At 73.4% G+C, this 20,816-nt stretch carries 20 protein-coding genes; 8 read left to right on the top strand and 12 right to left on the bottom strand.

What is annotated here, in order from left to right; genetic code table 11:
• The first annotated feature begins 3 nt into the window (after positions 1-3).
• Genes C229_RS0100945 through C229_RS0100930 form a run of 4 tightly spaced genes read left to right on the top strand, consistent with a single transcriptional unit; the run spans position 4 to position 3,097 of the window.
• A complete protein-coding gene (locus tag C229_RS0100945; RefSeq protein ID WP_051108838.1) occupies positions 4-555 on the top strand; it encodes a hypothetical protein in 552 nt (183 codons plus the stop codon).
• Positions 555-1,070, top strand: a complete 516-nt coding sequence (locus C229_RS32230) for a hypothetical protein (RefSeq protein ID WP_018653203.1) — start codon at positions 555-557, stop codon at positions 1,068-1,070. Before C229_RS0100945 ends, C229_RS32230 begins: the two co-directional genes overlap by 1 nt.
• A gap of 60 nt (positions 1,071-1,130) precedes the next feature.
• Positions 1,131-1,469, top strand: coding sequence for an ArsR/SmtB family transcription factor (locus C229_RS0100935; protein WP_018653202.1), 339 nt, complete (start codon positions 1,131-1,133; stop codon positions 1,467-1,469).
• Complete coding sequence (locus C229_RS0100930; protein WP_018653201.1) at positions 1,466-3,097, top strand: SulP family inorganic anion transporter; 1,632 nt, start codon at positions 1,466-1,468, stop codon at positions 3,095-3,097. The genes C229_RS0100935 and C229_RS0100930 overlap by 4 nt, the downstream gene beginning before the upstream one ends.
• Here the strand turns inward: C229_RS0100930 and C229_RS0100925 are convergent.
• The 5 genes from C229_RS0100925 to C229_RS0100900 form a co-directional block, all read right to left on the bottom strand.
• Entirely contained in the window at positions 3,094-4,227 is a 1,134-nt protein-coding gene (locus C229_RS0100925) for a serpin family protein (protein ID WP_018653200.1), read from the bottom strand. The genes C229_RS0100930 and C229_RS0100925 overlap by 4 nt on opposite strands.
• Before the next feature lie 43 nt (positions 4,228-4,270).
• Positions 4,271-5,770: a toprim domain-containing protein gene (locus tag C229_RS32450; RefSeq protein WP_051108837.1), complete on the bottom strand. Its 1,500-nt coding sequence runs from the start codon at positions 5,768-5,770 to the stop codon at positions 4,271-4,273.
• Positions 5,771-5,833: 63 nt separating this feature from the next.
• On the bottom strand, positions 5,834-8,485 hold the full coding sequence (locus tag C229_RS32445) for an AAA family ATPase (protein WP_051108836.1): 2,652 nt from the start codon (positions 8,483-8,485) through the stop codon (positions 5,834-5,836).
• A 73-nt stretch (positions 8,486-8,558) separates the two neighbouring features.
• A complete protein-coding gene (locus C229_RS0100905) occupies positions 8,559-9,434 on the bottom strand; it encodes a serine hydrolase (protein ID WP_026313339.1) in 876 nt (291 codons plus the stop codon).
• Positions 9,431-10,357, bottom strand: a complete 927-nt coding sequence (locus C229_RS0100900) for a LysR family transcriptional regulator (RefSeq protein ID WP_018653198.1) — start codon at positions 10,355-10,357, stop codon at positions 9,431-9,433. Before C229_RS0100900 ends, C229_RS0100905 begins: the two co-directional genes overlap by 4 nt.
• 110 nt (positions 10,358-10,467) lie before the next feature.
• Here C229_RS0100900 and C229_RS0100895 point away from each other — a divergent pair, with 110 nt between their 5' ends.
• The gene (locus tag C229_RS0100895; protein WP_018653197.1) at positions 10,468-12,090 is read left to right on the top strand and encodes a penicillin-binding transpeptidase domain-containing protein; all 1,623 of its coding nucleotides are present in this window, start codon (positions 10,468-10,470) and stop codon (positions 12,088-12,090) included.
• Positions 12,091-12,952: 862 nt separating this feature from the next.
• On the opposite strand, the gene C229_RS0100890 is transcribed toward C229_RS0100895, so the two are convergent.
• From C229_RS0100890 to C229_RS28945, 3 genes are read right to left on the bottom strand one after another with little or no spacing between them, the layout of a single operon-like run.
• On the bottom strand, positions 12,953-13,270 hold the full coding sequence (locus C229_RS0100890; RefSeq protein ID WP_018653196.1) for a hypothetical protein: 318 nt from the start codon (positions 13,268-13,270) through the stop codon (positions 12,953-12,955).
• Complete coding sequence (locus tag C229_RS33290; RefSeq protein ID WP_026313338.1) at positions 13,267-13,446, bottom strand: MerR family transcriptional regulator; 180 nt, start codon at positions 13,444-13,446, stop codon at positions 13,267-13,269. Before C229_RS33290 ends, C229_RS0100890 begins: the two co-directional genes overlap by 4 nt.
• Positions 13,443-13,805 carry an ATP-binding protein gene (locus tag C229_RS28945; protein ID WP_155884520.1) on the bottom strand — a complete coding sequence of 121 codons (363 nt, stop codon included), beginning with the start codon at positions 13,803-13,805 and terminating at the stop codon, positions 13,443-13,445. The genes C229_RS33290 and C229_RS28945 overlap by 4 nt, the downstream gene beginning before the upstream one ends.
• 327 nt (positions 13,806-14,132) lie before the next feature.
• On the opposite strand from C229_RS28945, the gene C229_RS0100875 reads away from it, so the two are divergent.
• Genes C229_RS0100875 through C229_RS0100865 form a run of 3 tightly spaced genes read left to right on the top strand, consistent with a single transcriptional unit; the run spans position 14,133 to position 15,236 of the window.
• On the top strand, positions 14,133-14,828 hold the full coding sequence (locus C229_RS0100875; RefSeq protein WP_240487035.1) for a DUF5753 domain-containing protein: 696 nt from the start codon (positions 14,133-14,135) through the stop codon (positions 14,826-14,828).
• Positions 14,819-15,004 (top strand): DUF397 domain-containing protein, encoded by a 186-nt coding sequence (locus tag C229_RS0100870; RefSeq protein ID WP_018653192.1) that lies wholly within the window; start codon positions 14,819-14,821, stop codon positions 15,002-15,004. The genes C229_RS0100875 and C229_RS0100870 overlap by 10 nt, the downstream gene beginning before the upstream one ends.
• 46 nt (positions 15,005-15,050) lie before the next feature.
• Positions 15,051-15,236 carry a DUF397 domain-containing protein gene (locus C229_RS0100865; RefSeq protein ID WP_018653191.1) on the top strand — a complete coding sequence of 62 codons (186 nt, stop codon included), beginning with the start codon at positions 15,051-15,053 and terminating at the stop codon, positions 15,234-15,236.
• Positions 15,237-15,317: 81 nt separating this feature from the next.
• Here C229_RS0100865 and C229_RS32440 read toward each other — a convergent pair whose 3' ends face one another.
• The 4 genes from C229_RS32440 to C229_RS0100845 form a co-directional block, all read right to left on the bottom strand.
• Complete coding sequence (locus C229_RS32440; protein ID WP_081639683.1) at positions 15,318-16,637, bottom strand: MFS transporter; 1,320 nt, start codon at positions 16,635-16,637, stop codon at positions 15,318-15,320.
• An 816-nt stretch (positions 16,638-17,453) separates the two neighbouring features.
• Positions 17,454-18,332 (bottom strand): class D beta-lactamase, encoded by an 879-nt coding sequence (blaOXA, locus tag C229_RS0100855; protein ID WP_018653189.1) that lies wholly within the window; start codon positions 18,330-18,332, stop codon positions 17,454-17,456.
• Positions 18,333-18,502: 170 nt separating this feature from the next.
• The gene (locus tag C229_RS0100850) at positions 18,503-19,522 is read right to left on the bottom strand and encodes a magnesium transporter CorA family protein (RefSeq protein ID WP_018653188.1); all 1,020 of its coding nucleotides are present in this window, start codon (positions 19,520-19,522) and stop codon (positions 18,503-18,505) included.
• Positions 19,523-19,635: 113 nt separating this feature from the next.
• Entirely contained in the window at positions 19,636-20,631 is a 996-nt protein-coding gene (locus tag C229_RS0100845) for a LacI family DNA-binding transcriptional regulator (RefSeq protein ID WP_018653187.1), read from the bottom strand.
• Positions 20,632-20,816: the final 185 nt, after the last annotated feature.

Below are 20,816 nucleotides of genomic sequence, written 5' to 3'. Positions count from 1 at the left end.
ACCATGACCAAAATCCGGACGAAACCCCCCGAGCTGCCGGAGGGCCGGTGGACCGATCCACTGGTCCGGACGGCCCTGTGCCTCCTGCTCGTCGCGGCCCTGTTCGCGGCGTGGGGCGGCTGGCGCTGGTACGCCGCCGCGCACGACGACGCGCTGGCGTTCTCCAAGCTCCGCGACGACGTGGTGCAGAGCGGCGAGCAGCACGTGCAGAACCTCAGCACCCTCGACCACCGCGACGTCGCGAAGGGCCTGGCGACCTGGCGCGACTCGTCCACGGGCGAACTGCACGAACAGCTCACCGCCGGTGCGGCGCAGTTCGAGAAGGACGTCAAGGCGGCCCAGACGATCACGTCCGCGAAGGTGCTGTCGAGCGCCGTGACGCAGCTCGACGACCGGGCGGGCAAGGCGTCGATGATCCTGGCCGTCCGCATCACCGTGACGACGCCGGACGGCGACCCGAGCGTCAAGACGAACCGGCTCGTCGCCCAGCTCGAACGCACCCCCGGCGGCTGGAAGATCAGCGCCCTGGGGCAGTCCCCGACGGGAGCCTCCTGATGACCCGAGCCGGCCGTCTTCCCCTGATCCTCGGCGCGACCGCCGTCGTCCTGGCCGCCCTCGGCATCTGGTCGACGCAGCAGGCGTCCGCGCTGCGCAACGTCGCCGCCGCCGACAACACCGCGCTGACCGACAACGCGGCCACCAGCGAGGCCAAGGGCGCCATCGGCGACATCGTCACCAAGATCTTCTCCTACACCTACACGGACCCGGCGAAGACCGAGCAGGCCGCCCGCGCGTCCCTCACCGGCGCCGCGTCGACCAAGTACGCGACGCTCTTCAACGGCGTGAAGACCCAGGGCCCCGCCCAGAAGCTCATCCTCACCACCACCGTCACCGAGTCGGCGGTCATCTCCTTGACCTCCGCCAAGGCCCGCCTCCTCGTCTTCGCCGACCAGCGCACCACCAACACCGCCGACGGCAAGACCGCCCTCACCCCCACCATGCTGACGGTCGACGCCACCAAGACCTCCGGCAAGTGGAAGCTCACCGACCTGAACACCCTGGACCAGTAGCGGCCGGGCGTGACCACATGGTGAATTGAAGAATTCTTCAATTCGGGATACCGTCCCGCCATGCCCGTTCCGCTGCATCAGGCCAAGGCCGAGTTCTTCCGGACGCTCGGGCATCCCGTGCGCATCCGGGCGCTGGAACTGCTCCAGGACGGCCCGCGTCCCGTGCGGGAGCTGCTGGCCGCGATCGACGTCGAGGCGTCGAACCTGTCGCAGCAGCTCGCCGTGCTGCGGCGCGCCGGGCTGGTGACGGCCACCCGCGACGGCGCCACCGTCGTGTACGCGCTGAGCACGCCCGACGTGGCCGAGCTGCTGCGCGCCGCCCGGCGCATCCTCGGGGACGTCCTGGCCGAGCAGGGCGTGCTGCTGGCCGAGCTGCGCGCCGAGGACCGGAGCACGTGACGGTCCGGGAGCTGCCGCGCCTGCTGCCCCGCGCCTCCGACTGGCGCGGCGCCCGCCGCGACCCCGGGCGTGATCTCGTCGCCGGGCTCGTGGTGGCCGTCGTCGCGCTGCCGCTGGCGCTCGCGTTCGGCGTCAGCTCGGGGCTCGGCGCGCAGGCCGGGCTCGTCACCGCGATCATCGCCGGGGCGCTGGCCGCCGTGTTCGGCGGCAGCAACCTCCAGGTGTCCGGGCCGACCGGGGCGATGACCGTCGTGCTGGTGCCCATCGTCGCGCAGCACGGCCCGCAGGGCGTGCTGGCGGTCGGCCTGATGGCGGGCGCGGTCCTGGTCGTCCTCGCGGCGGTCCGGGCGGGACGGCTGGCCGCGCTGCTGCCCGTCCCCGTCATCGAGGGGTTCACGGCCGGGATCGCCGTCGTCATCGCGCTCCAGCAGGTTCCGGCGGCGCTCGGTGTCGCCGCGCCGGACGGCGAGCAGGTGTGGCGCGTCGCCGCCGGGGCGGTGGCCCGCTACGCGTCCGCGCCGTCCCTGGCCGCGCCGCTCACCGCGCTCGGCGTCGCCGCGCTGATGCTCGCCGGGGCGCGGCTGCGGCCGGGCCTCCCGTTCTCGCTGGCCGGGGTCGTGGGCGCCACGCTCGTCGCGGACGTCGCCGGGCTGGACGTGGCGCGGATCGGCGCGCTGCCCGCCGGGTTCCCCGCGCCGTCGCTGGGGTTCCTCGACGCCGGGACGCTCGTCGCGCTGGTTCCGTCCGCGCTGGCGGTGGCCGCGCTCGCCGCGCTGGAGAGCCTGCTGTGCGCGAGCGTCGCGGACGGGATGAGCGTGGGGGAGCGGCACGATCCCGACCGGGAGCTGTTCGGCCAGGGCGTCGCGAACCTGGTGGTGCCGCTGTTCGGCGGCGTCCCCGCCACGGCGGCCATCGCGCGCACCGCCGTCAACGTGCGGGCGGGGGCGCGGTCGCGGCTGGCGGCGCTCACGCACGCCGTCGTCCTAGCGGTGATCGTGTTCGCCGCCGCCGGGCTCGTCGGGCGCATCCCGCTCGCCGCGCTCGCGGGGGTGCTGCTCGCCACCACGGTCCGGATGATCGAGGTGGGGTCGCTGCGGGCGCTGGCCCGCTCGACCCGCGCCGACGCGCTCGTCCTGGCGTCGACGTTCGCGGTCACGGTCGCGTTCGACCTGATCACGGCCGTCGCCGTCGGCGTCGCCGTGGCGGTGCTGCTCGCGGTGCGCGCCATCGCCCGCACCGCCCGGCTGGACGCCGTCCCGCTGGAGCCCGGCGACCACACCGCCGAGGAACGCGCGCTGCTCGACGAGCACATCGTCGCCTACCGGCTGGACGGGCCGCTGTTCTTCGCCGCCGCCCACCGCTTCCTGCTCGAACTCTCCGAGATCGCCGACGTCCGCGTCGTCATCCTGCGCATGTCCCGCGTCACCGCGCTGGACGCGACCGGCGCGCAGGTCCTCGGTGACGTGGTCGCCCGGCTGGAGGGGCGCGGCATCACCGTGCTGCTGTCGGGCGTCGCGCCCGAGCACGACCGCGTCCTGCGCGCCCTCGGCGTCACCGACCGCGACATCGTCTTCGCCGGCACGCCCGCCGCCATCGCGCACGCCCGCGCGCTGGTGCGCGTCGCCTAGCCGGACGGCTCGGCCAGCCAGGTCGCCGTCAGGACCAGGCCCGTCGGGCGGTGGACGGCGAGGGTGGCGAAGGGGTGGGACAGGACCGCTTCGACGTGGTGGACGCGATGGGCCGGGCGGACGGCCATCGCGCGGCTCGCGGCCACGGCGGTGACGGCGGCGGCCTCGAAGCCCTTCGTCTGGAACCGGGCCAGGGCGCTCTGCTGCGCCTGCGCGATGTACAGGGGGACGTCGGCGGAGATCGCGGAAAAGTGGCCGTGCGACGGGTCGGACGCCGCACCCAGGCCCATCGTGCCGGGGATGCCCAGGAGATCGTGCGTCGCGCGGACCTCGAAGGGCGGGAGCGTCAGCGAGACGCGGTCGTGGCGCTGGCTCGAACGGGCCTTGGTGATCGAGACGCCCGGCGACTCGGTGAAGCCGGGCGCCGGAGTCTGCGGGCCGGACAGCGCCGCGATGCCGTCCGCCAGCACCGAGCCGGGCGAACGGTCCTCGGCGCCGATGACGAGGTGGACGTCGAGGTCGCCGTCGCCCGCGACGCGGATCAGCGTGAGCGGCCCGCCGGGCGTGTCGGCGCGGCGGACGTCGGCCGGTTCGCGCGTCATCCTGGTGATCAGCTTCGGTCGGGCGGGCGCCCACGGGCCGGACGTCAGCGAGCCGCCGCGCTCGTCGAACGGGACGTCCCACGTCGTGCGGACGGCCAGCGCCGTCGCCAGGACGAGCAGGACGTCGTCGTCGAGGTCGATCGGCATGCGGGGGATGAGGCCGCCGGTGTGCTCGTCGGCCCAGGCGTCCAGCGCGGCCTGCCCGGTGAGCGTCCCGTGCGCGCCGGACGGCAGCGTCGCGAGCCAGGCGTCCCGGACGGGCAGTCCGGGCCGGGTCCACAGCCCGAGCGCCGCCCGCACGGCCGGGATGGACGCCATCAGCTCCAGCGCCGCCCGTCCCGCCTCGGCCCCGCGCGCGGCGGGCACGCCGATCGCGTCCTCCAGTTCGGCGCGCGCGGCGCCGTCGGCGGCCTCGGCGAGGAACGCCAGCAGCGGCCACGCCCCGGCCCCGGAGAACACCGTGGAGCCCGCCGTGTGCTCCGCCGCCCACCGCGCCGTCAGCCGGTTGATCGCGCCTGCCAGGTCCATGCGGCGATCCTCGCAGCCGCCTCCGGCACCGGCAACCGAGCCGTCAGAAGCGCTCGGTGAGAACGTCCGTGACGAGCCCGTGCGGCAGCCCGAGCCGGGACGAGAGCCGCGCCGCCTGCCGGGCGGCCTGCTCCGGCGGCGCGGCGGCGACCGCGCGGGTGGCGGCGCGCAGGGCCGTCAGCCGCTCCTCGTTCCACCGGAACGGCCCGGGGGCCGCGGCGTCCACGACGTGATCGAGCAGCGGGACCGGCGCGTGCAGGCGCGCGCGGAGCGCGGCGCGGCCGTCGCGGGCCAGCAGGTCCGCCGGGTCGTCGCCGGACGGGAACGGCACGGCGTCCACGTGCGGGAGGTCCCGCAGCAGCGGCCAGGCGCGCAGCGCGGCGGCGTGTCCGGCGGCGTCGCCGTCCAGCGCGGCGAGGACGCCGGTCCCGGGCAGGTCCGCGACACCGGCGAGCGCCGCGAGCTGCGCGCCGGTCAGCGCGGACCCGCCCGTGGCGACGCCCGCGTGCACGGCCGGGTCCGCGAGGTCCACGGCCAGCGCGTCCAGCGGCCCTTCCACGAGGACGGGACGGGCGCCGTGCGCGAGCCGGTCGCGGGCCTCGAACAGTCCGTAGAGGTGGTCGCCGCGCCGGAATCCGGGGCTCGTGAGGTATTTGGCCCCGACCGTGTCGTCGGCCCGGCGTCCCAGGAACCCGGCGATGGCGCCGCCGGTGTCGCGGACGGCGAACATGGCCCGGTCGCGGAACACGTCCCGCCCGTCGTGCGCGAGGCCCGCCGCGACGATGTCCGCCTCCGCGTGCCCGAGGCGCGCCAGATGGTCGAGCAGCGCGCGCGGCCCGGCCGGCGCGTACCCGATCCCGCGCCGCCGCTGCACGCCGCGCGGAACACCGCGTCCGGCGAGATACGCGGGCACCCAGCCGTCCCTCAGCCGTGCCCGGAAGAACCGGTGCGCCGCGCCCCGCACCGGGTCCGACCGGTCAGCGACCTCCGCCGACACCGCCGCCGCCCGCGCCAGCACCCGCTGCGCGACCGCGACCCCGCACCCGCGCGGCGCCGCGGGGGACGCCGCCTCCACCCCGAGCCGCGCCAGCACGACGTACACGACGGCCGCGTCCTCCGCCGTCCCGCCCCCGCCGACGAGCGCCCGCGCCGTCCCGGCGACGTCCGCCCGGCGCGCGACCGCGAGCCCGCGCCGCCGCGCGGCGGCCCCGAGCAGGCCGGGCGCCTCGCACGGGTCCGGCCGCCCGACCGGCAGGCCGTCGGTCTGCGCGACGTCGAAGACCGCCCGCGACGCGCCGGACCGCGTCAGCACCCGGATTCCCGTCTCACCTCGGCGGACGTGCCGTCCCGCCGCCCGCCACGCCGCGTACGACCGCACATCGGACGCCCCGCGCCACTGCGCCGGAATCAGCAGTGTGTTGAGCAGCCCGTGGCGCCCATGCCGGGCGGCCCGGTCGAGGAACAGGCCCCACGGCAGCGTCCCGTCGCGCAGCCGGTCGGCCTCGCGCCGCGCCAGATCCCGCAGCACCGCGTCGAAGGGCATGACCGACCTCCTCACCGCACGTGGGGAAGTCGATGAACCGGTCATACCCACCCGGGAAGGTCCTTAGAGGTACGCCCCGAGAAGTTCCTCCGGCTTGTCCAGCACCGGCGGCAGGTCGCCCGGACGCAGCGTCACCAGGTCGTCCCGCGACGGCGCCGACGCCGCGATCCGCTCCGACTGCCGCGCCACCGCGACGTCGAGCAGGTTCCGCATCAGCCGCCCGTTCCCGAACGACGGCCCGCGCGGCATCGCCCGCAGCATCCGGGCCAGCGCGTCGCGCGTGGCGTCCGGCACGACGAACCCGTCCTCACCGGCCAGATGGGCGAAGACCGCCAGCAACTCCTCGTCGGTGTAGTCGGAGAAGTGGAGCTGGCGCGGGAACCGCGAGTCCAGACCGGGGTTGGCGGCCAGGAAGTCCGCCATCTCCCGCTCGTACCCGGCGACGACGACCACGAGATCGTCGCGGTGGTCCTCCATGAGCTTGACCAGCTCGGCGATCGCCTCGTACCCGTAGTCGCCCTTAAGCGACGACTGGCTCAGCGTGTACGCCTCGTCGATGAACAGCACCCCGCCGACGGCGCGCTCGACGAGCCGCCGCGTGCGCGGCGCCGTCTGCCCGATGTACTCACCGACGAGATGCGCCCGCGAAGCCTCCACCAGATGCCCGGACGACAGCACCCCGAGCCGCTTGTAGATCCGGCCGAGCAGCCGCGCGACCATCGTCTTGCCGGTGCCCGGGTTGCCGGTGAACACCAGGTGCCGCGTCGGGTTCGTCACGTTGAGCCCGGCTTCGCGCCGCAGCCGCGCCGCCTGCGTCCCCGCGACCAGCAGCGCGATCTCCTGCTTGACGGTGTTCAGCCCGGTGAGCGCGGACAGGTCACCGAGCGGGTTCCCGGCGGTGTGCCCGGTGTCCAGGACGTCGGGAAGGTCCTGCTTGCGGACGACGGCCTCGCCGTCCCGCGCGAACACGTCGGGCAGCACCTGGTCGGCCAGGTGCCGCGCCAGCCGCGCGTTGCGCAGCGTCTGCACCGGCGGTGTCGCGGCCAGCAGCTCCCCGGCCGCCAGCGCGGCCGGCCGGGTGACCCGCGCGCCGCGCGCCGTGACGGCCCGCCGGAACAGCTCCGCGTGCCCCTCCGCCGTGAACGGCCGCGTGCGCGCGACGCGGAACCGCTGCGTCAGCGCCGGGTCGATCTCGCGGATGCGCTCGTCGCCGCCCGCGCCGCACAGCGCGACGAAGTGCAGCTCGGGGTGCACCGACAGCGCGCGGCGCAGCTCGGCGGCCAGCACCTCGCCGTTGCCGGGGTCGGTGATGATCGCGTCCAGGCCGTCGATGACGAGCAGCCGGTCCGGCGCGCAGTCCCGCGCGTCGGCGTGCAGCCGGGCCACCGCGTCCGCGAGCCGCTGCCCCACGTACAGGTTCCCCGTCACCCACAGCGGGTCGCGGCCGAGCGCCAGCGTGCGGCCGAGCGCCTGCACGGCGTCGCGCTTGCCGGTCGCCTCCGGCCCGGCGATGAGCAGCCGGACCGGCTCGCTGCCGCCGCCCGCGTCCGCCAGCGCCGCCACGACCTCGGCCTGCTCGACGAGCCCGGTCCGCGCGCGGGCCTGCTCGACGGCGCGCGTCTTGGCCGGGGCCTCGTCGGCGGCGGTGGTGCGCAGCGTGTCGCCGAGCGGGTTGGCGACGCTGCGGCGGGTGCCGAACAACCGCCGCAGATCGGTCTGGAACTGGCGGACCGGAATCCACTCGTTGCGCGGGAACCACGGGTCGCCCGGGAGCCCCTGGCAGGTCGCGACGAACCGCATCGCCATGTCGAGCCAGCCCCGGCAGCCGTCGGCGGCGCCCGCGACCAGGCCCCGCGACAGCCACGCCTGCGTCTGCTCCTGCCAGCGCGCGGCCTTGAACCCGCGCCGCTGCTCGGCCGAGAACCGCTCGCGGACCTCGCCGTACACGTCCTCGCCGACCGCGACGATCAGCTCGGCGGGCACGTCCGCCATGCTGCCCTGGAGCAGCAGCCGGGCCAGGTGCGCCGCGAACGACTCCTCGACGGGCGCGGCCCGCTTGAGGTGCAGGAACGCGGCGTGCAGCCCGGCGGCGACCCACTCCAGGTAGCCGACCGGGCCGAGCAGTTCGGGCAGCGCGGACAGCGTCGCCTCGTCGGCTCCGGCGGCCCAGCGCTCGCGCAGCTCGAGCTTGGACAGGTTGACGTCGCAGTCCGGCGGGTTCGCGTACATGTCGAGCAGCGCGGCGCGGCGCTTCTCGAACGGCGCGATGCCCTCCAGCGCGGTGAGCGCGTCCCGCGCCAGTTCGATCCCCAGCTCGCGGTCGGGCACCTCGACGAGCCAGTCGACGGGCGGCCGCCACCGGCCGCCCGGCGCGTCCCAGCGGGTCATGCGGGTGCTGAGCTGACTGGGGTTGACCAGGTGTTTGCCCAGCAGCCGCTCGGGGAGCTGCGAGGACGACCCGGCCTTGATCGCGCCGCCGCCCGGCAGGTAGGCCAGGATGCCGAAGACCTCGGCGAGGACGAGCGGCGCGGGCAGGGTGAGCAGCTTGTGCTCGTCGGTCGTCAGCGCGGCGGCGCGCGGTTCGGCGGCGAGCGCGTCCAGCCGTCCGGCGATCTCCTCGAACAGCCCGTCCGGCACCCGCCACGGCCCGTACGCGTACACGTCGAGGACCGGCTCGTCGGTGAGCAGTAGCTCCAGATGCTCCGGCAGCCGCAACGCATTCTCCCCAAGGGTCGGTAAAGGCGTTACATCTGATGCTACGTGGCTTTACGAAACAGTCGGAGAACCTTCACGGTCGGCGGCGCAGTTCCTCCACGGCCAGCCGGGCGGCCGTGCCGATCACCGCGTCCGCCTCGGGTAGGACGGCCACCGGGAGCAGGGAGCGGGTGAAGACCGCCACGGCGTACCGGCCGCCGTCGGGGTACTCCACGACGCCGATCTCGTTGCGGATCGTCGGGAGCGTGCCGGTCTTGCCCGCGACGTGGACGTCGTCGAACGGGAAGCCCGACGACAGCCGGTGCGGCCACACCTGGAGGCCCAGCATCCGGCGCATGTGCATGCAGGCGTCGGGCGGGGCGGCCTCGTCGCGCCAGATCAGCGCCAGCAGCGCGGTCATCTCGGCGGGCGTCGAGGCCGACGTCCGGGTGGGGTCCAGTGCGCCGAGACGTCCCGAGAGGCCCGGTTCGTCCAGGCGCTCCCACAGGTCGCCCAGGTCGGCGGCGGCCGCGTCGTCCAGCAGCCCGGCGAACAGGTCGCGGCCGTTGCCGGTGACGCGGGTGCGGGTCAGGCCGAAGGCGGCCATCGCCGCGTTGACGGTGTCGCGGCCGACGTAGTCGTAGATCGTGTCGGCGGCGCCGTTGTCGCTCACGGTGATCATCAGCAGGGCGAGGTCGCGCAGCGACAGCGTGACGTCGTCCAGCATCACCGACGTCCCGGTCGGGCCCGGCGACCGGCCCCCGGCGGGCAGCGTGATCCGCTCGGCCGGGTCGAGCCGACCGGCGGCGGCCTCCCGGTAGAACGCCACGAGCAGCGGCACCTTGTACACCGACGCCAGCACGACCGGCTCGTCGCCGCCGACGTCCACGACGCCGCCGGTGTCGATGTCGCGGGCGTGCAGGCGGCCGGTGACCCCGGCCGCGCGGAACGCCTCCGCCACCGCCCTCACGCGAGGAATCCGGACGCGGGGCGCGGGACGACGCGGCGGCGCGGCCCGGGTTCGGTCATGGCGGCCTCCCGGCGGAACACGGCGCTGGCGACGGAGGTGAAATCGGCGACGGCGGGACCGACGGTGTCGTTCCGCCACGCGCAGGACGTCCGCCAGGCCAGCGGCTCGCCGCGCAGCGGACGCCACACGGCCTCGGCGGTGTCGGGCACGCGCGGGCTGAACGCCACGGCCGTCCCGGCCAGCACGAGCCCGAGCGCGAACGGCGGATGGGCCTCGTGCACGGTGGGCGGGGCGAAGCCGTGGCGGCGGCAGGCGGCGAGCCAGTCGTCGTGGCTGCCGGGCGCCTCGTCGCGGGGGAACAGGACGAGGTCGCGGCCCGCCAGGTCGGCCAGCGCCAGTTCCGGCGGCGCCGGGGCGCGCAGCAGCACGCCGATCCGCTGGTCGAGCAGCGGGCCGAGGGACAGGCCCCGCGTCTCGCACGGGTGCCGGAGCACGCCCACGTCGAGCGAGCCGTCCAGCAGCGCGCGGACCTGCGTCGTGGTGGGCAGTTCGCGCAGGTCCAGGCGGACGCCGGGGCGGCGCTCGCGGTACGCGGCGATCAGCGCGGCGACGACGCCGCCGCCGAGCCCGGCGGGGACCCCGGCGCGCAGCGCCTCGCCGTCCCGCACGCGTTCGGCGAGCGCGGTGATGCGGTCGGCGCGGGCGAGCAGGTCGCGGGCCTCGCCGAGCAGCAGTTCACCGGCGGCGGTGAGCGCGACGTGGCGGCTGGACCGGTCGAACAGCTTGACGCCCAGTTCGCGTTCCAGCCGCTGGATGCGCTGGCTCAGCGGGGGCTGGGCCATGCCGAGCCGGTCGGCGGCCCGGCCGAAATGAAGTTCTTCGGCGACCGCGACGAAGCAGCTCAGGTGCCCCACGAGGTTCACGAGCAGCGACGATATCAGTTCGAGTATCGGACTGTGAGCGATATGAATGTTGGACGCATCGCCACGGAGGTGATGTCCTGTCCGCAGGCATCAACGGGGGAGGATTTCCGATGCGACGAGGCTGGATCGTTGTCGCCGTCGTGGCGATCGTGCTGGTCGGCGCCGGGGGCGCCTTCTGGTTCCTGCGCGACCGGGGCCCGCAGGAGAACGCCGAACGGTTCCTCGCGGCGTGGACGGCGGGCGACTACGCGACCGTCCGGTCGCTGACCGTCGACGCTCCCGGTGATCTCGACGCCCGGTTGAAGAAGGCGCGCGAGGACATGAACGCGTCCGGGCAGCGGTACGAGCTGGCGTCCGTCAAGGACGACCGCGCCTCGTTCACCGCGCGCTTCACCCTGGCCGGGAACCGGGAGTTCGGCTACACCGCCGCGCTGCCGGTCGAGAAGCGCGACGGCGAGTGGCGCGTCGTGTGGACGCCCGCACTCCTTTATCCGGGGCTCAAGGAGGGCCAGCGGCTCCGCACCGCGCGGGCCTGGCCGGACCGCGCGGACGTCCTCGCGGCGGACGGCACGCCGCTGTCCGGGCCCGGGTCGGCCGGGCAGATCGCGGGGCGCGTCGGGGCGATCGACGCCGAGACGGCCGAGAAGCTCGGCGCTCCGTACAAGGAGGGCGATCCGGCCGGCACTGACGGCCTCCAGCAGCAGTTCGAACGACGGCTCGCGGGTACTCCGGCGCTCGCCGTCCAGATCGTCGAGGGCGAAGGCAAGGTCGTGAAGACCGTCCAGCGGTTCGGCGGCAAGGAGGGCGAGCCGCTCAAGACGACCATCGACGCCCGCGCCCAGCGCGCCGCGTCCGCCGCGCTCGCCGACGTCGACAAGAACGCGTCGCTGGTCGCCGTCCGGCCGTCCACCGGTGAGATCGTCGCGATCGCGAACAAGCCCGGCGGCTACAACCGGGCGCTGATGGGCCAGTATCCGCCCGGCTCGACGTTCAAGGTCGTCACCGCCGCCGCGCTCGTCGCGGACGGCCTCGCCGCGTCGACGCCGGTGGACTGCCCGGCGACGGTCACCATCGGCGGCCGGTCGTTCCGCAACAGCGAGCACGAGGCGTTCGGCCGCGTCCCGTTCCGCGAGGCGTTCGCGCACTCCTGCAACACGACGTTCGCCAAGCTCAGCACCGACCGCCTCGACCAGGCGCGCCTGGCGCAGGTGGCGCAGCAGTTCGGCTTCGGCCAGCCGATCATCGCGGGCCTGCCCGCCGTCCGCGGCGCCTTCCCCGCCACCAAGGACGCCACCGCCCTCGCCGCCGCGTCCTTCGGGCAGGGCGAGGTCCTGACGAGCCCCCTGAACATGGCGGGCGTCGCGGCGGCGGCAGCTTCCGGCACCTGGCGCTCGCCCCGCGTGGTCGACGCCAAGCTGGTCTCCGAGGCCGCCGACACCAAGGGCCGCAAGCCCCAGCCACCCCGCGAGCTGGAACCGAAGGTCCGCAGGGCCCTGCAAACCCTGATGCCCGCCGTGGTCTCCGAGGGCACCGCCTCGGGCGTCGACTTCCCCAAGGGCACCGCAGGCAAAACGGGCACCGCCGAATACGGCTCCGGCGAGAACCCCCCGACCCACGGCTGGTTCATCGGCTACAAGTCCGACCTGGCCTTCGCCGTCATCGTCGAATCAGGCGGAGCCGGCGCAACCTCAGCCGCCCCAGCCGCAGCCACCTTCCTCCGCGCCGCCACCTGACCCCCCACCCGACCTCTCCGGATTCTGCGGCAGCTACTACGCGGAGCGCGCCGCTACCACGCGGAGCGCGCCGCTACCACACGGAGCGCCGCTACTACGCGGAGCGCGCCCGCCGTCGGAACGGACGGTTCGTTCTCACCGTGTGTATTCCTGCGTGCGCGCCTCGACGTCGGTACTGTTCGCGAGACGTCCTCGGGCGGCTTCCTGACCGGCAGGCGGATGCGGTCGCAGCCGTTCGGGACGCTCCGTGATCCGGCGTCTGCGAGCCCGAAGAGGAGCACAGGCCGGGCTTTCCACTCCCCGAATGCAGGCTGCGAAAGGGAGATCATCGTGAGTTTCGGCCGGGCCTGCTGGACCTGGTCTCGTGGCAGGGAACGCCGAAGCCGATCGACCTGCCCGCCGTCGAAGCGCTCCTGCGCGCCTACATCGACGCCGGTGGCCCCGGCGACGCCGCCGCACCGCGAGCCGGACTGCCCGCCCACGTCTGGGCGGCGGGCTGGTTCAAGCTGTGGATCACCGAGTGGTTCACGCAGAGCGTCTTCCGCTGGGCGGCCCCGGATACCGACAAGGACGCCGACGCCCAAGCGGCCATCGCGGTCCACCTCCGGGAGGCGGTGCAATGCCTCACGCGCTGACCGATATCCCTCCGTCGCAGCCCCGCACACCACCGGGCGCCACGGAAGCGGCCGAGATTGTCCCTCTCGTCCCACTTATCCCTGCTTGGTTGCGGGGATTCTCGCCACTGTCGAGTGAATGGGGCGTGGCGCGGCGTGCTGAGGCGTGGAGAACCCCCGGTGCCCTCCCCTCCTGGGGCACCGGGGGTTCTCGGGTGGGACACGGGGTGTGGTTCCCCGGTCCTGGTCTAGAGGCGTGTTGTGCCGAGGCGTTCGGAGAGGGTGTCGGCCACCTTGGCCGGGTCGCCGCAGGAGCACAGTTCTTCCATGTCGCGGCTGAGGACGGTGGCGTGGTCGTTGATGACGACGGCGGTGACGCCGTAGCCGATGGACCTTTCGCCGCGAGTGGCGGGGGTGATCCACAGGATCGGTACCGCGGACGCCGCCAGCGAGCACGACCAGCCGCGTGCCGTCATCTCCCCGCTCAGAACGCGCAGGTAGGACGCGGCCGCCGCACGGCGGCGCACCCAGATGAACCAGGTGACCAGGGCCTTGATGCTGGTCATTCGTCTTCTCCGTTCGAGCCCCGGTACAGGTCCATGACCTGGGCGCGGTCGAAGCGCAGGTGGCCCGACGGGGTGGTTCCGGCCGTCAGGAGGCCCTTATGGGTCCATCGCACGACCGTGTAGGGGGTGACGCCGAACAGGCGCGCGACCTCGCGCGTCTTCATGGAAGTGTTCATGTACGGGTTGTTGTGCATGGAATCCTCGCCCACGTCGCTTTTCCCTTGTTGTCCGCGAGGCGCTGCCAGCCCCACATTCCACCGGTCAGACTGTTCACGATGAACAGCCCCCGGCCGGACTCGTGCACGACATCCGGTTCCCCGATCTCGGGGACCTTGTTCGCGTCGGCGTCCCACACCTCCACGACCGCGCCGCCCTCACACCGGTACAGCCGCAACAGAACGCCCGCCGACCCGGCCGCGTGCGCGATCGCGTTGGTGACCAGTTCCGATGCGACCAGCCGCACGTCCTCGATCACTTCGGTGGGGAAGCCCTCGGCGTCCGCCCACTGCCCGGCGAGATCACGCGCTTCACCCACCCACGCGGTCCCCGGAGCCGTTCCACCGTCCGGGGGTTTGTGCTCGGTGATACCGGAAGTGATCATCGTGCGGCCCTTCTCGTGTTCGATCGCGCTCCGCGTTCGTGTCGGATATGCAGCTCTCGACACACACGTTTCCACGGCTTTCCGTAGCGCGGGACACACTGCGGGTGCCATCATCAAATGACACACGCCGTCCCCGGCGGTCACGAACACGAGAGGCGAAAAATGCCAAAACGCAAACCTTCGCCCGAGAACGTACGATTCGGGTCATTTGTGCACGACTTCGTTGTGCGTTCACCCCTGACGTCCGGGGCCATCTCGCGCATGGCCAACAAGGGTGAGGGCTGGACCAGTCAACTCGTGAACGGCAGGTTCACGCCGCACATCGAAGACGCAAAAGCGATGGACGAGATCCTCAACGCAGACGGCCAGATCCTGAACGCGTGGGAGGAGATCTACGGGGGACGAAACCCGTTCGCGGACTACCACGCCTCAGAACCGGACGCCAAGCTGATCATCTCCACGCAGATGATCTACGTGCCCACGCTGGTGCAGACGCCCGCCTACGCTCGCTCGCTGACCACTGGCGACGAGGTGCTGGCTGACCGCCTAGATCGCCGCAAACTGCTCGACCGTGCCGCCGCTCCGCACCTCGCCGTTCTGCTGGACGAGAGCGTGCTCCGCCGCACGGTTGGCGATGAGGAGATCATGCGGGAGCAGCACGACCACCTCATCGAGATGTCCCACCGTCCGAACGTCACCGTGCAAATCGTGCCGTACGCCCTTCGCCGTGGCCGCGTTGCCGTCTCCCCGTCAGGATCATTCAGTATCGCGACCATGGCAGACGGTTCTTCGATTGCGTTCCTGGAGGCCGCGCGCTCTCGCTTCGGTACGTCAACGCGAGATCCGGAGACAGTCGCGGACCTTCTGAAAGAGGTCGCTACACTCCAGGCGTACGCGCTGAACGTGGAAGACTCCCGCACGTTCGTCCGGGAGGTGAGGGGAGAACTATGGACCTGAACCGCGCCACCTGGCGCAAGTCGTCGTACAGCACCCCGGACGGTGGCGACTGTGTCGAGCTGGCCAACGCCCCCGCCACGGTCGCGATCCGTGACACCAAGAACCGCGACGGCGGGACGCTGTTCGTCGGTCGTGAGAGCTTCCGCCGGTTCGCCGGAGCCGTCAAGTCCCTCTGAATGTTGAGGGCTCCCGTGCGTTCCCTCGGGAGGTGATGGGAGAGCTATGAACACGAACACGTTGACATGGCGTAAGTCATCGCGCAGCGGTCCGCACGGCACAGACTGCGTCGAGCTGGCCAACGTCCCCGCCACGGTTGCGATCCGCGACACCAAGGATCGCGACGGCGGAACGCTGTTCGTCGGCCGCGAGAACTTCCGCCGGTTCGCCGGAGCCGTCAAGTCCCTCTGAACGCAGCGAACGCCCCTCGCCCCGGCTTTCCGGTCGGGTCGAGGGGCGTTCTGCCGTTCGCTTCCGGTACCGGCCCGTTGTTCACTGCGTCGTGCGTGCCGGGGCGGGTCGCGGTGGGGTGGTGAGAGGCGGAGAGTCGACGCGTGGGGCCGGGGCGGTGCGGTGGGTCGCGGCGCTCGTCAGGGCGAGGGCGGCCAGGGCCAGGAGGGCGGCGGGGGCGGCGTCGGCCTCGAAGGCGTGGCCCAGCAGGAGGTTGCCGGTGAAGGCGAGGGCGCCGGAGGCGAAGGCGGCCAGGCCCAGGTGGACGCCGACGGCCCGAGCGGGAGCGTGGCGGACGATGGAGTGGAAGACGGCCGGTTGCATGGCTCCCGTGGCGATGCCCGCCAGGCAGGCGGCGGCGAGGAAAGCGAGCGGGTTCGCGACCAGGAGCAGGGCGAAGGCCGACGCGGTGGCGAGCATGGACGCGCGAAGGATCGCGGGGCGGTCGGCTCGCCGGGCGATGAAGGGCTGGATCATCGCGGCCACCGTCGCGAGGACGCACAGGTAGACGGTCACGGCGGCCCTGCCGGAGCCGAGCATGGGTACCGCCGTCGCCATCTGCTCGATGAGCAGCGTCGTGGGGGAGAGGACCAGGGCCAGGCGCAGGAAGGCACGGTCGCGGAGCGCGGGGCGGAGGTGCCCCCGGCCCGCCGTGCCGGACGCCGTGGTGGTGGGGCCACGCAGGGCCAGGAAGAGCAGGGCGGCGGTCGTCCAGAGGACGGCGGCGCCGAGGGCCAGGTGGGAGAACGTCACGAGCAGGCCCAGGGGCGGGCCCGCCACCGCCGCGGCCTGCCCGGTGGCGACGTAGCCGGCGAAGGCGCGGCGGCGGGCGGTGACTCCGGCGAGAAGCGACTGCGCCGCCGGGTGGAACAGCGCGCCGCCCGTCGCCAGCAGCACCGCCGCGCCGAGCAGCGTCGGCAGGCCCGACGCTGAGCCGAGCAGCGCGAAACCGGCGGCACGGAGCACGCAGGCCAGGGCCCCCGTCCGCGCCGCCCCCACCCGGTCGGTGAGCACCCCGGCGGGCAAGTACAGCGCGTACTGGAGACCGATGCGCAGCCCCAGCACGAGCCCCACCGTCCCGGCCAGCAACCCGAGGTCATGCCGCAGATGCACGACAACATGCGACATCACGGCAAAGAACCCGAGCGAAGCCGCCAACTGCACCCCGAGAACGACCCCGACGATCACCCGATCAGAAGACCGCCCACCCCCAAACCGCCCCTTCCCATCACCGGCCACCCGGCCCAACCTCACCCCGTCACCGGCCACCGACCGAACCCCCACCCCATTCACTGGCCACCCAGCCCAACCCCAACCCCGTCGCCGGTCACCCGGCCCAGCCCTCACCCCGTCACGGGCCATTCGGCCCAACCGCCGCCCCGTCGCCGGTCACTCGACCCAACCCCCGCCCCGTCACTGGCCACCCGGCCTAGCCCCCGCCCTGTCACTGGCCACCCGCCCCAACCCCGCCCTATCTGGTCATCCGGCCCGGCCCGGCCCGGCCCGGCCCCGCCCGGCCCCGCCCCGTCACCGGTCATCCGGCCCAACCCCCACCCCCACCCCATCACCGGGCACTCGACCCAACCCCGGCCCTGTCACTGGCCACTCGGCCCAATCCTCGCCCCGTCACCGGTCACCCGGCCCCGACCCCACCTCGTCACCGGCCACCGGTCGAACCCCTCACCCCGTCACTGGCCACCCACCCCAACCCCCGCCCTGCCACCGGTCATCCGGCCCGGCCCGGCCCGGCCCCACCTCGTTAATCTCCTCGCCGCCCGCCGCCCGCCGCCCGCCGCCCGCCGCCCGCCGCCCGCCGCCCGCCGCCCGCCGCCCGCCGCGCCGCCGTGTTCATCCCGTCGCTTCCGCCGCACCCAGGCGCCGCTGCGTCCGGTCGGGCTTCGCCGCGTTCGGTCGGGCTTTGTCGAGTCCCGTCGGTCGGCGCCAGCCCATGCGCGCCCGCGAATCGTGCCGAGGGATGCGGGCTTGGTGCGCGTTGGGCTCCGTCGAGTCACGTCGCGTGCCGTCGCGTGCCGTTGCATGCCGTTGTGTTCCGTCGTGTTCCGTTGGGCTCCGTTGTGTTCCGGCGGGCTTGGCGGGCTCCGGCGGACCCCGTCGGGCTTCGCCCTTCCGTCCGTCTGGTGTGCCGGAGCGGTGGTCGGTTGGGCGGTTGGTGGGGCGTCAGGTCGGTAGTGCTTTCAGGGCGGTGAGGAGTTCGCGGCCCGTGGGGACGCGTTGCGCGGCGAGGTCGTCGCGGGGGAGGTCCATGTTGAGGGAGAACGTATAGGTACGGTTGCCGCGTTCGATCCAGCCGGACCACCAGCCGAGGTCGGGGGCGTCGGGGACGAACTGCCAGCCGGTTTTCGCGTAGAGGGTGTAGCCGTTCTTCTGCTCGATCTTGATGATGTCGCGGACGGCGCGCTGGCTGGTCTTGGACGCGGGTAGTTCCTGGCGGGCCAGGCGGGTGAGGAAGCTCGCCTGTTCGCGCGGGGAGATGCGGAGAGGGCCGTCCAGCCAGAATTGGGTGACGTCCGCGCCGGTGGCCTGGTTGCCGTAGCCGAGGCGGTGGAGCCACGCCTTCTCGCGGGCGAGGCCGATCCGCTGGGCGAGGACCTGGTAGATGCCCGCGTTGGAGGCGGTGATCGCCTGGCGCATGCTCATGTCCTGCTCCCACTCGGGGAAGGGCTGCGGCTTGCCGTTCCAGGGGATCACCTCGTCCACGTCGCGGACGGCGCCGGTCTCCAGGGCGACGAGACTGTGCGGGATCTTGAAGGTGGAAGCGGGGACGCGGCGTTCGGCGGCCCGGCGGGCGTTGACCACGACGGTCTCGCGGCGGGCGACGTCGGTCATGGCGAAGGCGCCGTCGACGCCGAGGCGCGTGAAGACCCTCCGCAGATCGTCGCGGACGACGACCCGTTCCGGGGCGACGGCGGACCGGACGGCCGGAGCGACGGACGAGGACGCCGCGACGGGCACGGCGGGGGCCTCGGTCGAGCACCCGACCCCGGTGAAAGCGGCGAGGACCACGGCGACGGCGCCGAGGCCGCGACGGACGAACATGGCGGCTCCCTTCGAAGGTGCCGCCAGGAGATCAGACCGTCGTTCGGGACGTCCAATATTGATATGGGCGCCATCGCGATATGTGAAACGGTATGACACCAGCTCTACGACCTGGATTCGGCCTAGGCCGAAGCAAGAAACACGTCGTGGACCTCGCGCGGGAACCTGGCTCAGAGCCAGTCGCGTTGTTTGAAGACCCGGTACAGGACGACGACGCACAGAACCATCAGCGACGTGCTCGTCACGAAGCCCCACACCGTGTGCTCGCCGGGGAAATGGACGTTCTGCCCGTAGAAGCCGGTGACGGCCGTCGGCACGGCGATGATCGCGGCCCAGCTCGTCACCTGCTTCATGACCTCGTTCATGCGGTTGCCCTGCAACGCGATGCGGGTGTCGAGGAGGTCGGCCACGAGGTCGCGCAGGCTCTCGGTCTCCTCGGCGACGCGCAGCGCGTGGTCGTAGACGTCCTGGTAGTACGGGAGCAGCGGTTCGGCGACGAGCCGGACGTCGCGGCGCAGCAGCGTGTTCAGCACCTCCCGCATCGGCAGCGCGACCCGGCGCAGCCGCGCCAGGTTCTTGCGCAGCCGGAAGCTGCGCTCCTGCACGTCGCGGCCCGCCGCCGACGACGGCGTCTCGAAGATCAGCTCCTCCAGCTCGTCGGTCTGCTCGTCGAGGGTGCCGACGATGTCGAGCTGCTGGTCCACGATGAGGTCGAGCAGCCCGTACAGGAGCAGGGCGAGCGTGCCGCCCTCGTGCTCGGCGATGGCGCCGCGGTCGTGCTCGACGTCGGGGTCGTCGTCCCAGCGGCGGAGCAGGGCGCGCAGGTCGAACCGGTCGTCCTGCCGGACGGTGACGAGGGCCTGCGGGGTGACGAACACCGACACCTCGTGGAACGCGAGCCGTCCGTCGTCGCGCAGCGCCGGCGCGTAGACGTTGAGGAACACGTAGTCGTGGTAGCGGTCGAGCTTGGTCCGCTCATGCCGGGACGCGGCGTCTTCGACGGCGAGGCGGTCGAGCCCGAGGGCACGCGCGACGGCGGCGAGACCGTCGGCGTCGGACGCCCCGACGTCGAGCCACAACACGGCATCCGGGTCGGAGAGCCGTTCGGCCAGCCCGTCGAGCCCGAACCCTTCGCCGACAAGCTCCCCGTCCCGCCACTCCCGACTGTGCGGCGGCCCGTCAGACGTCATGCGCCCGTCATACCCCCCAAGAACCCCCGAACGCACACTCCAGCCCCACGTACCTCACCCCGCGCTCGGCGGTTCACGGTCGCTCTCGTGAGGGAGGGGTCGGGCGCGGACGATCATCGGGGGGCCGGGGCGGTGGAGTCTCGGACTATCAGGGTGCCGGGGAGGGAGTGGGGGCCCGGCGGGGGGCGGTCGTTCAGGAGGTCGAGGAGCATCGTCATCCCTTGGGCGCCGAGGTCTTCGGCGGGGAGGCGGATGGTCGTGAGCTCGGGTTCCAGGGCCACGGCGAGCTGGACGTCGTCGAAGCCGGTGACGGACAGGTCGCGGGGGATGTCGAGGCCGCGCGCGCGGGCGGCCTTGTAGGCCCCGGCGGCCATCACGTCGTCGTCGCAGACGAGGGCGGTCGGGCGGTCCGGGGCGTCGAGGAGGGTGCCCGCCGCGTCGCGGGAGGCCGTGACGTCCAGGGGCGCCGCCGCCCGCGTGTACGCGCCGCCGGGCAGGGCCGTGACGGCGGCGGCGAGCGCGTCGCCGCGGGCGTGGAACGTCCACTGGTCGATGGCGGCGGCGAGGTGCCCGATGCGCCGGTGGCCGAGGCCCGCCAGGTGGCCGACGATGGCGCGCATCCCGTCGGCGACGGCGAAGTCGACGGTCGGGACGGGCCCGCTGGGGTCGCTGTCGAGCATGACGAGCGGCGCGCCGCCGATCCCGGCGGCGACGTCGGGCGCGAGCGACGACGCGAGGATGCCGTCGATCGCCTCGTGCGGCGCGGCGAACGGGCTGGCGGCGGGTCCGGCGTCGTCGGGCCAGGGGTAGACGACGACGGCGAACCCGTGCCGGGCCGCGACGCGGGCGGCGCCGACGTGGACGTCGCCGAAGAACGGCACGATCGTCGGGATCATCAGCAGGACGGTGCGGGTGGTGCCGAGCCGCAGGCTGCGCGCGGCCTGGTTGGGCCGGTAGCCGAGCCGTTCGGCGGCGTCCTGGACGGACGCGGCGGTGGCGGGGGAGACGCGCCCGTTCCACTTGCCGCCGAGCACGAGCGACACCGTCGACTGCGACACGCCCGCCGCGCGGGCCACGTCGCGGCTGGTCGGACGGCTCGTCGCGTGCACCCCGTCCCCCCGCCCTGCCGACGATCTTCCAGAAGCCCCCAGGCTACGGCCTGCACCCCTCGAAATCCCGGCCTGTCCGTGGGTAGGTGAGGTGGTCGGGGGTTGTGTGGCGTTCGCCCTTGAGTCCGTTCGGGTTCGGGTGGTACGTATGACGTTCTAGTAATACGTATGACTTCACACCCCCT

The sequence above is a fragment of the Actinomadura flavalba DSM 45200 genome (assembly GCF_000374305.1).
GTDB classification, from domain to species: domain Bacteria; phylum Actinomycetota; class Actinomycetes; order Streptosporangiales; family Streptosporangiaceae; genus Spirillospora; species Spirillospora flavalba.
Note: the sequence above shows the minus strand (reverse complement) of the source record. Positions and strands in the feature narration are given on the sequence as shown.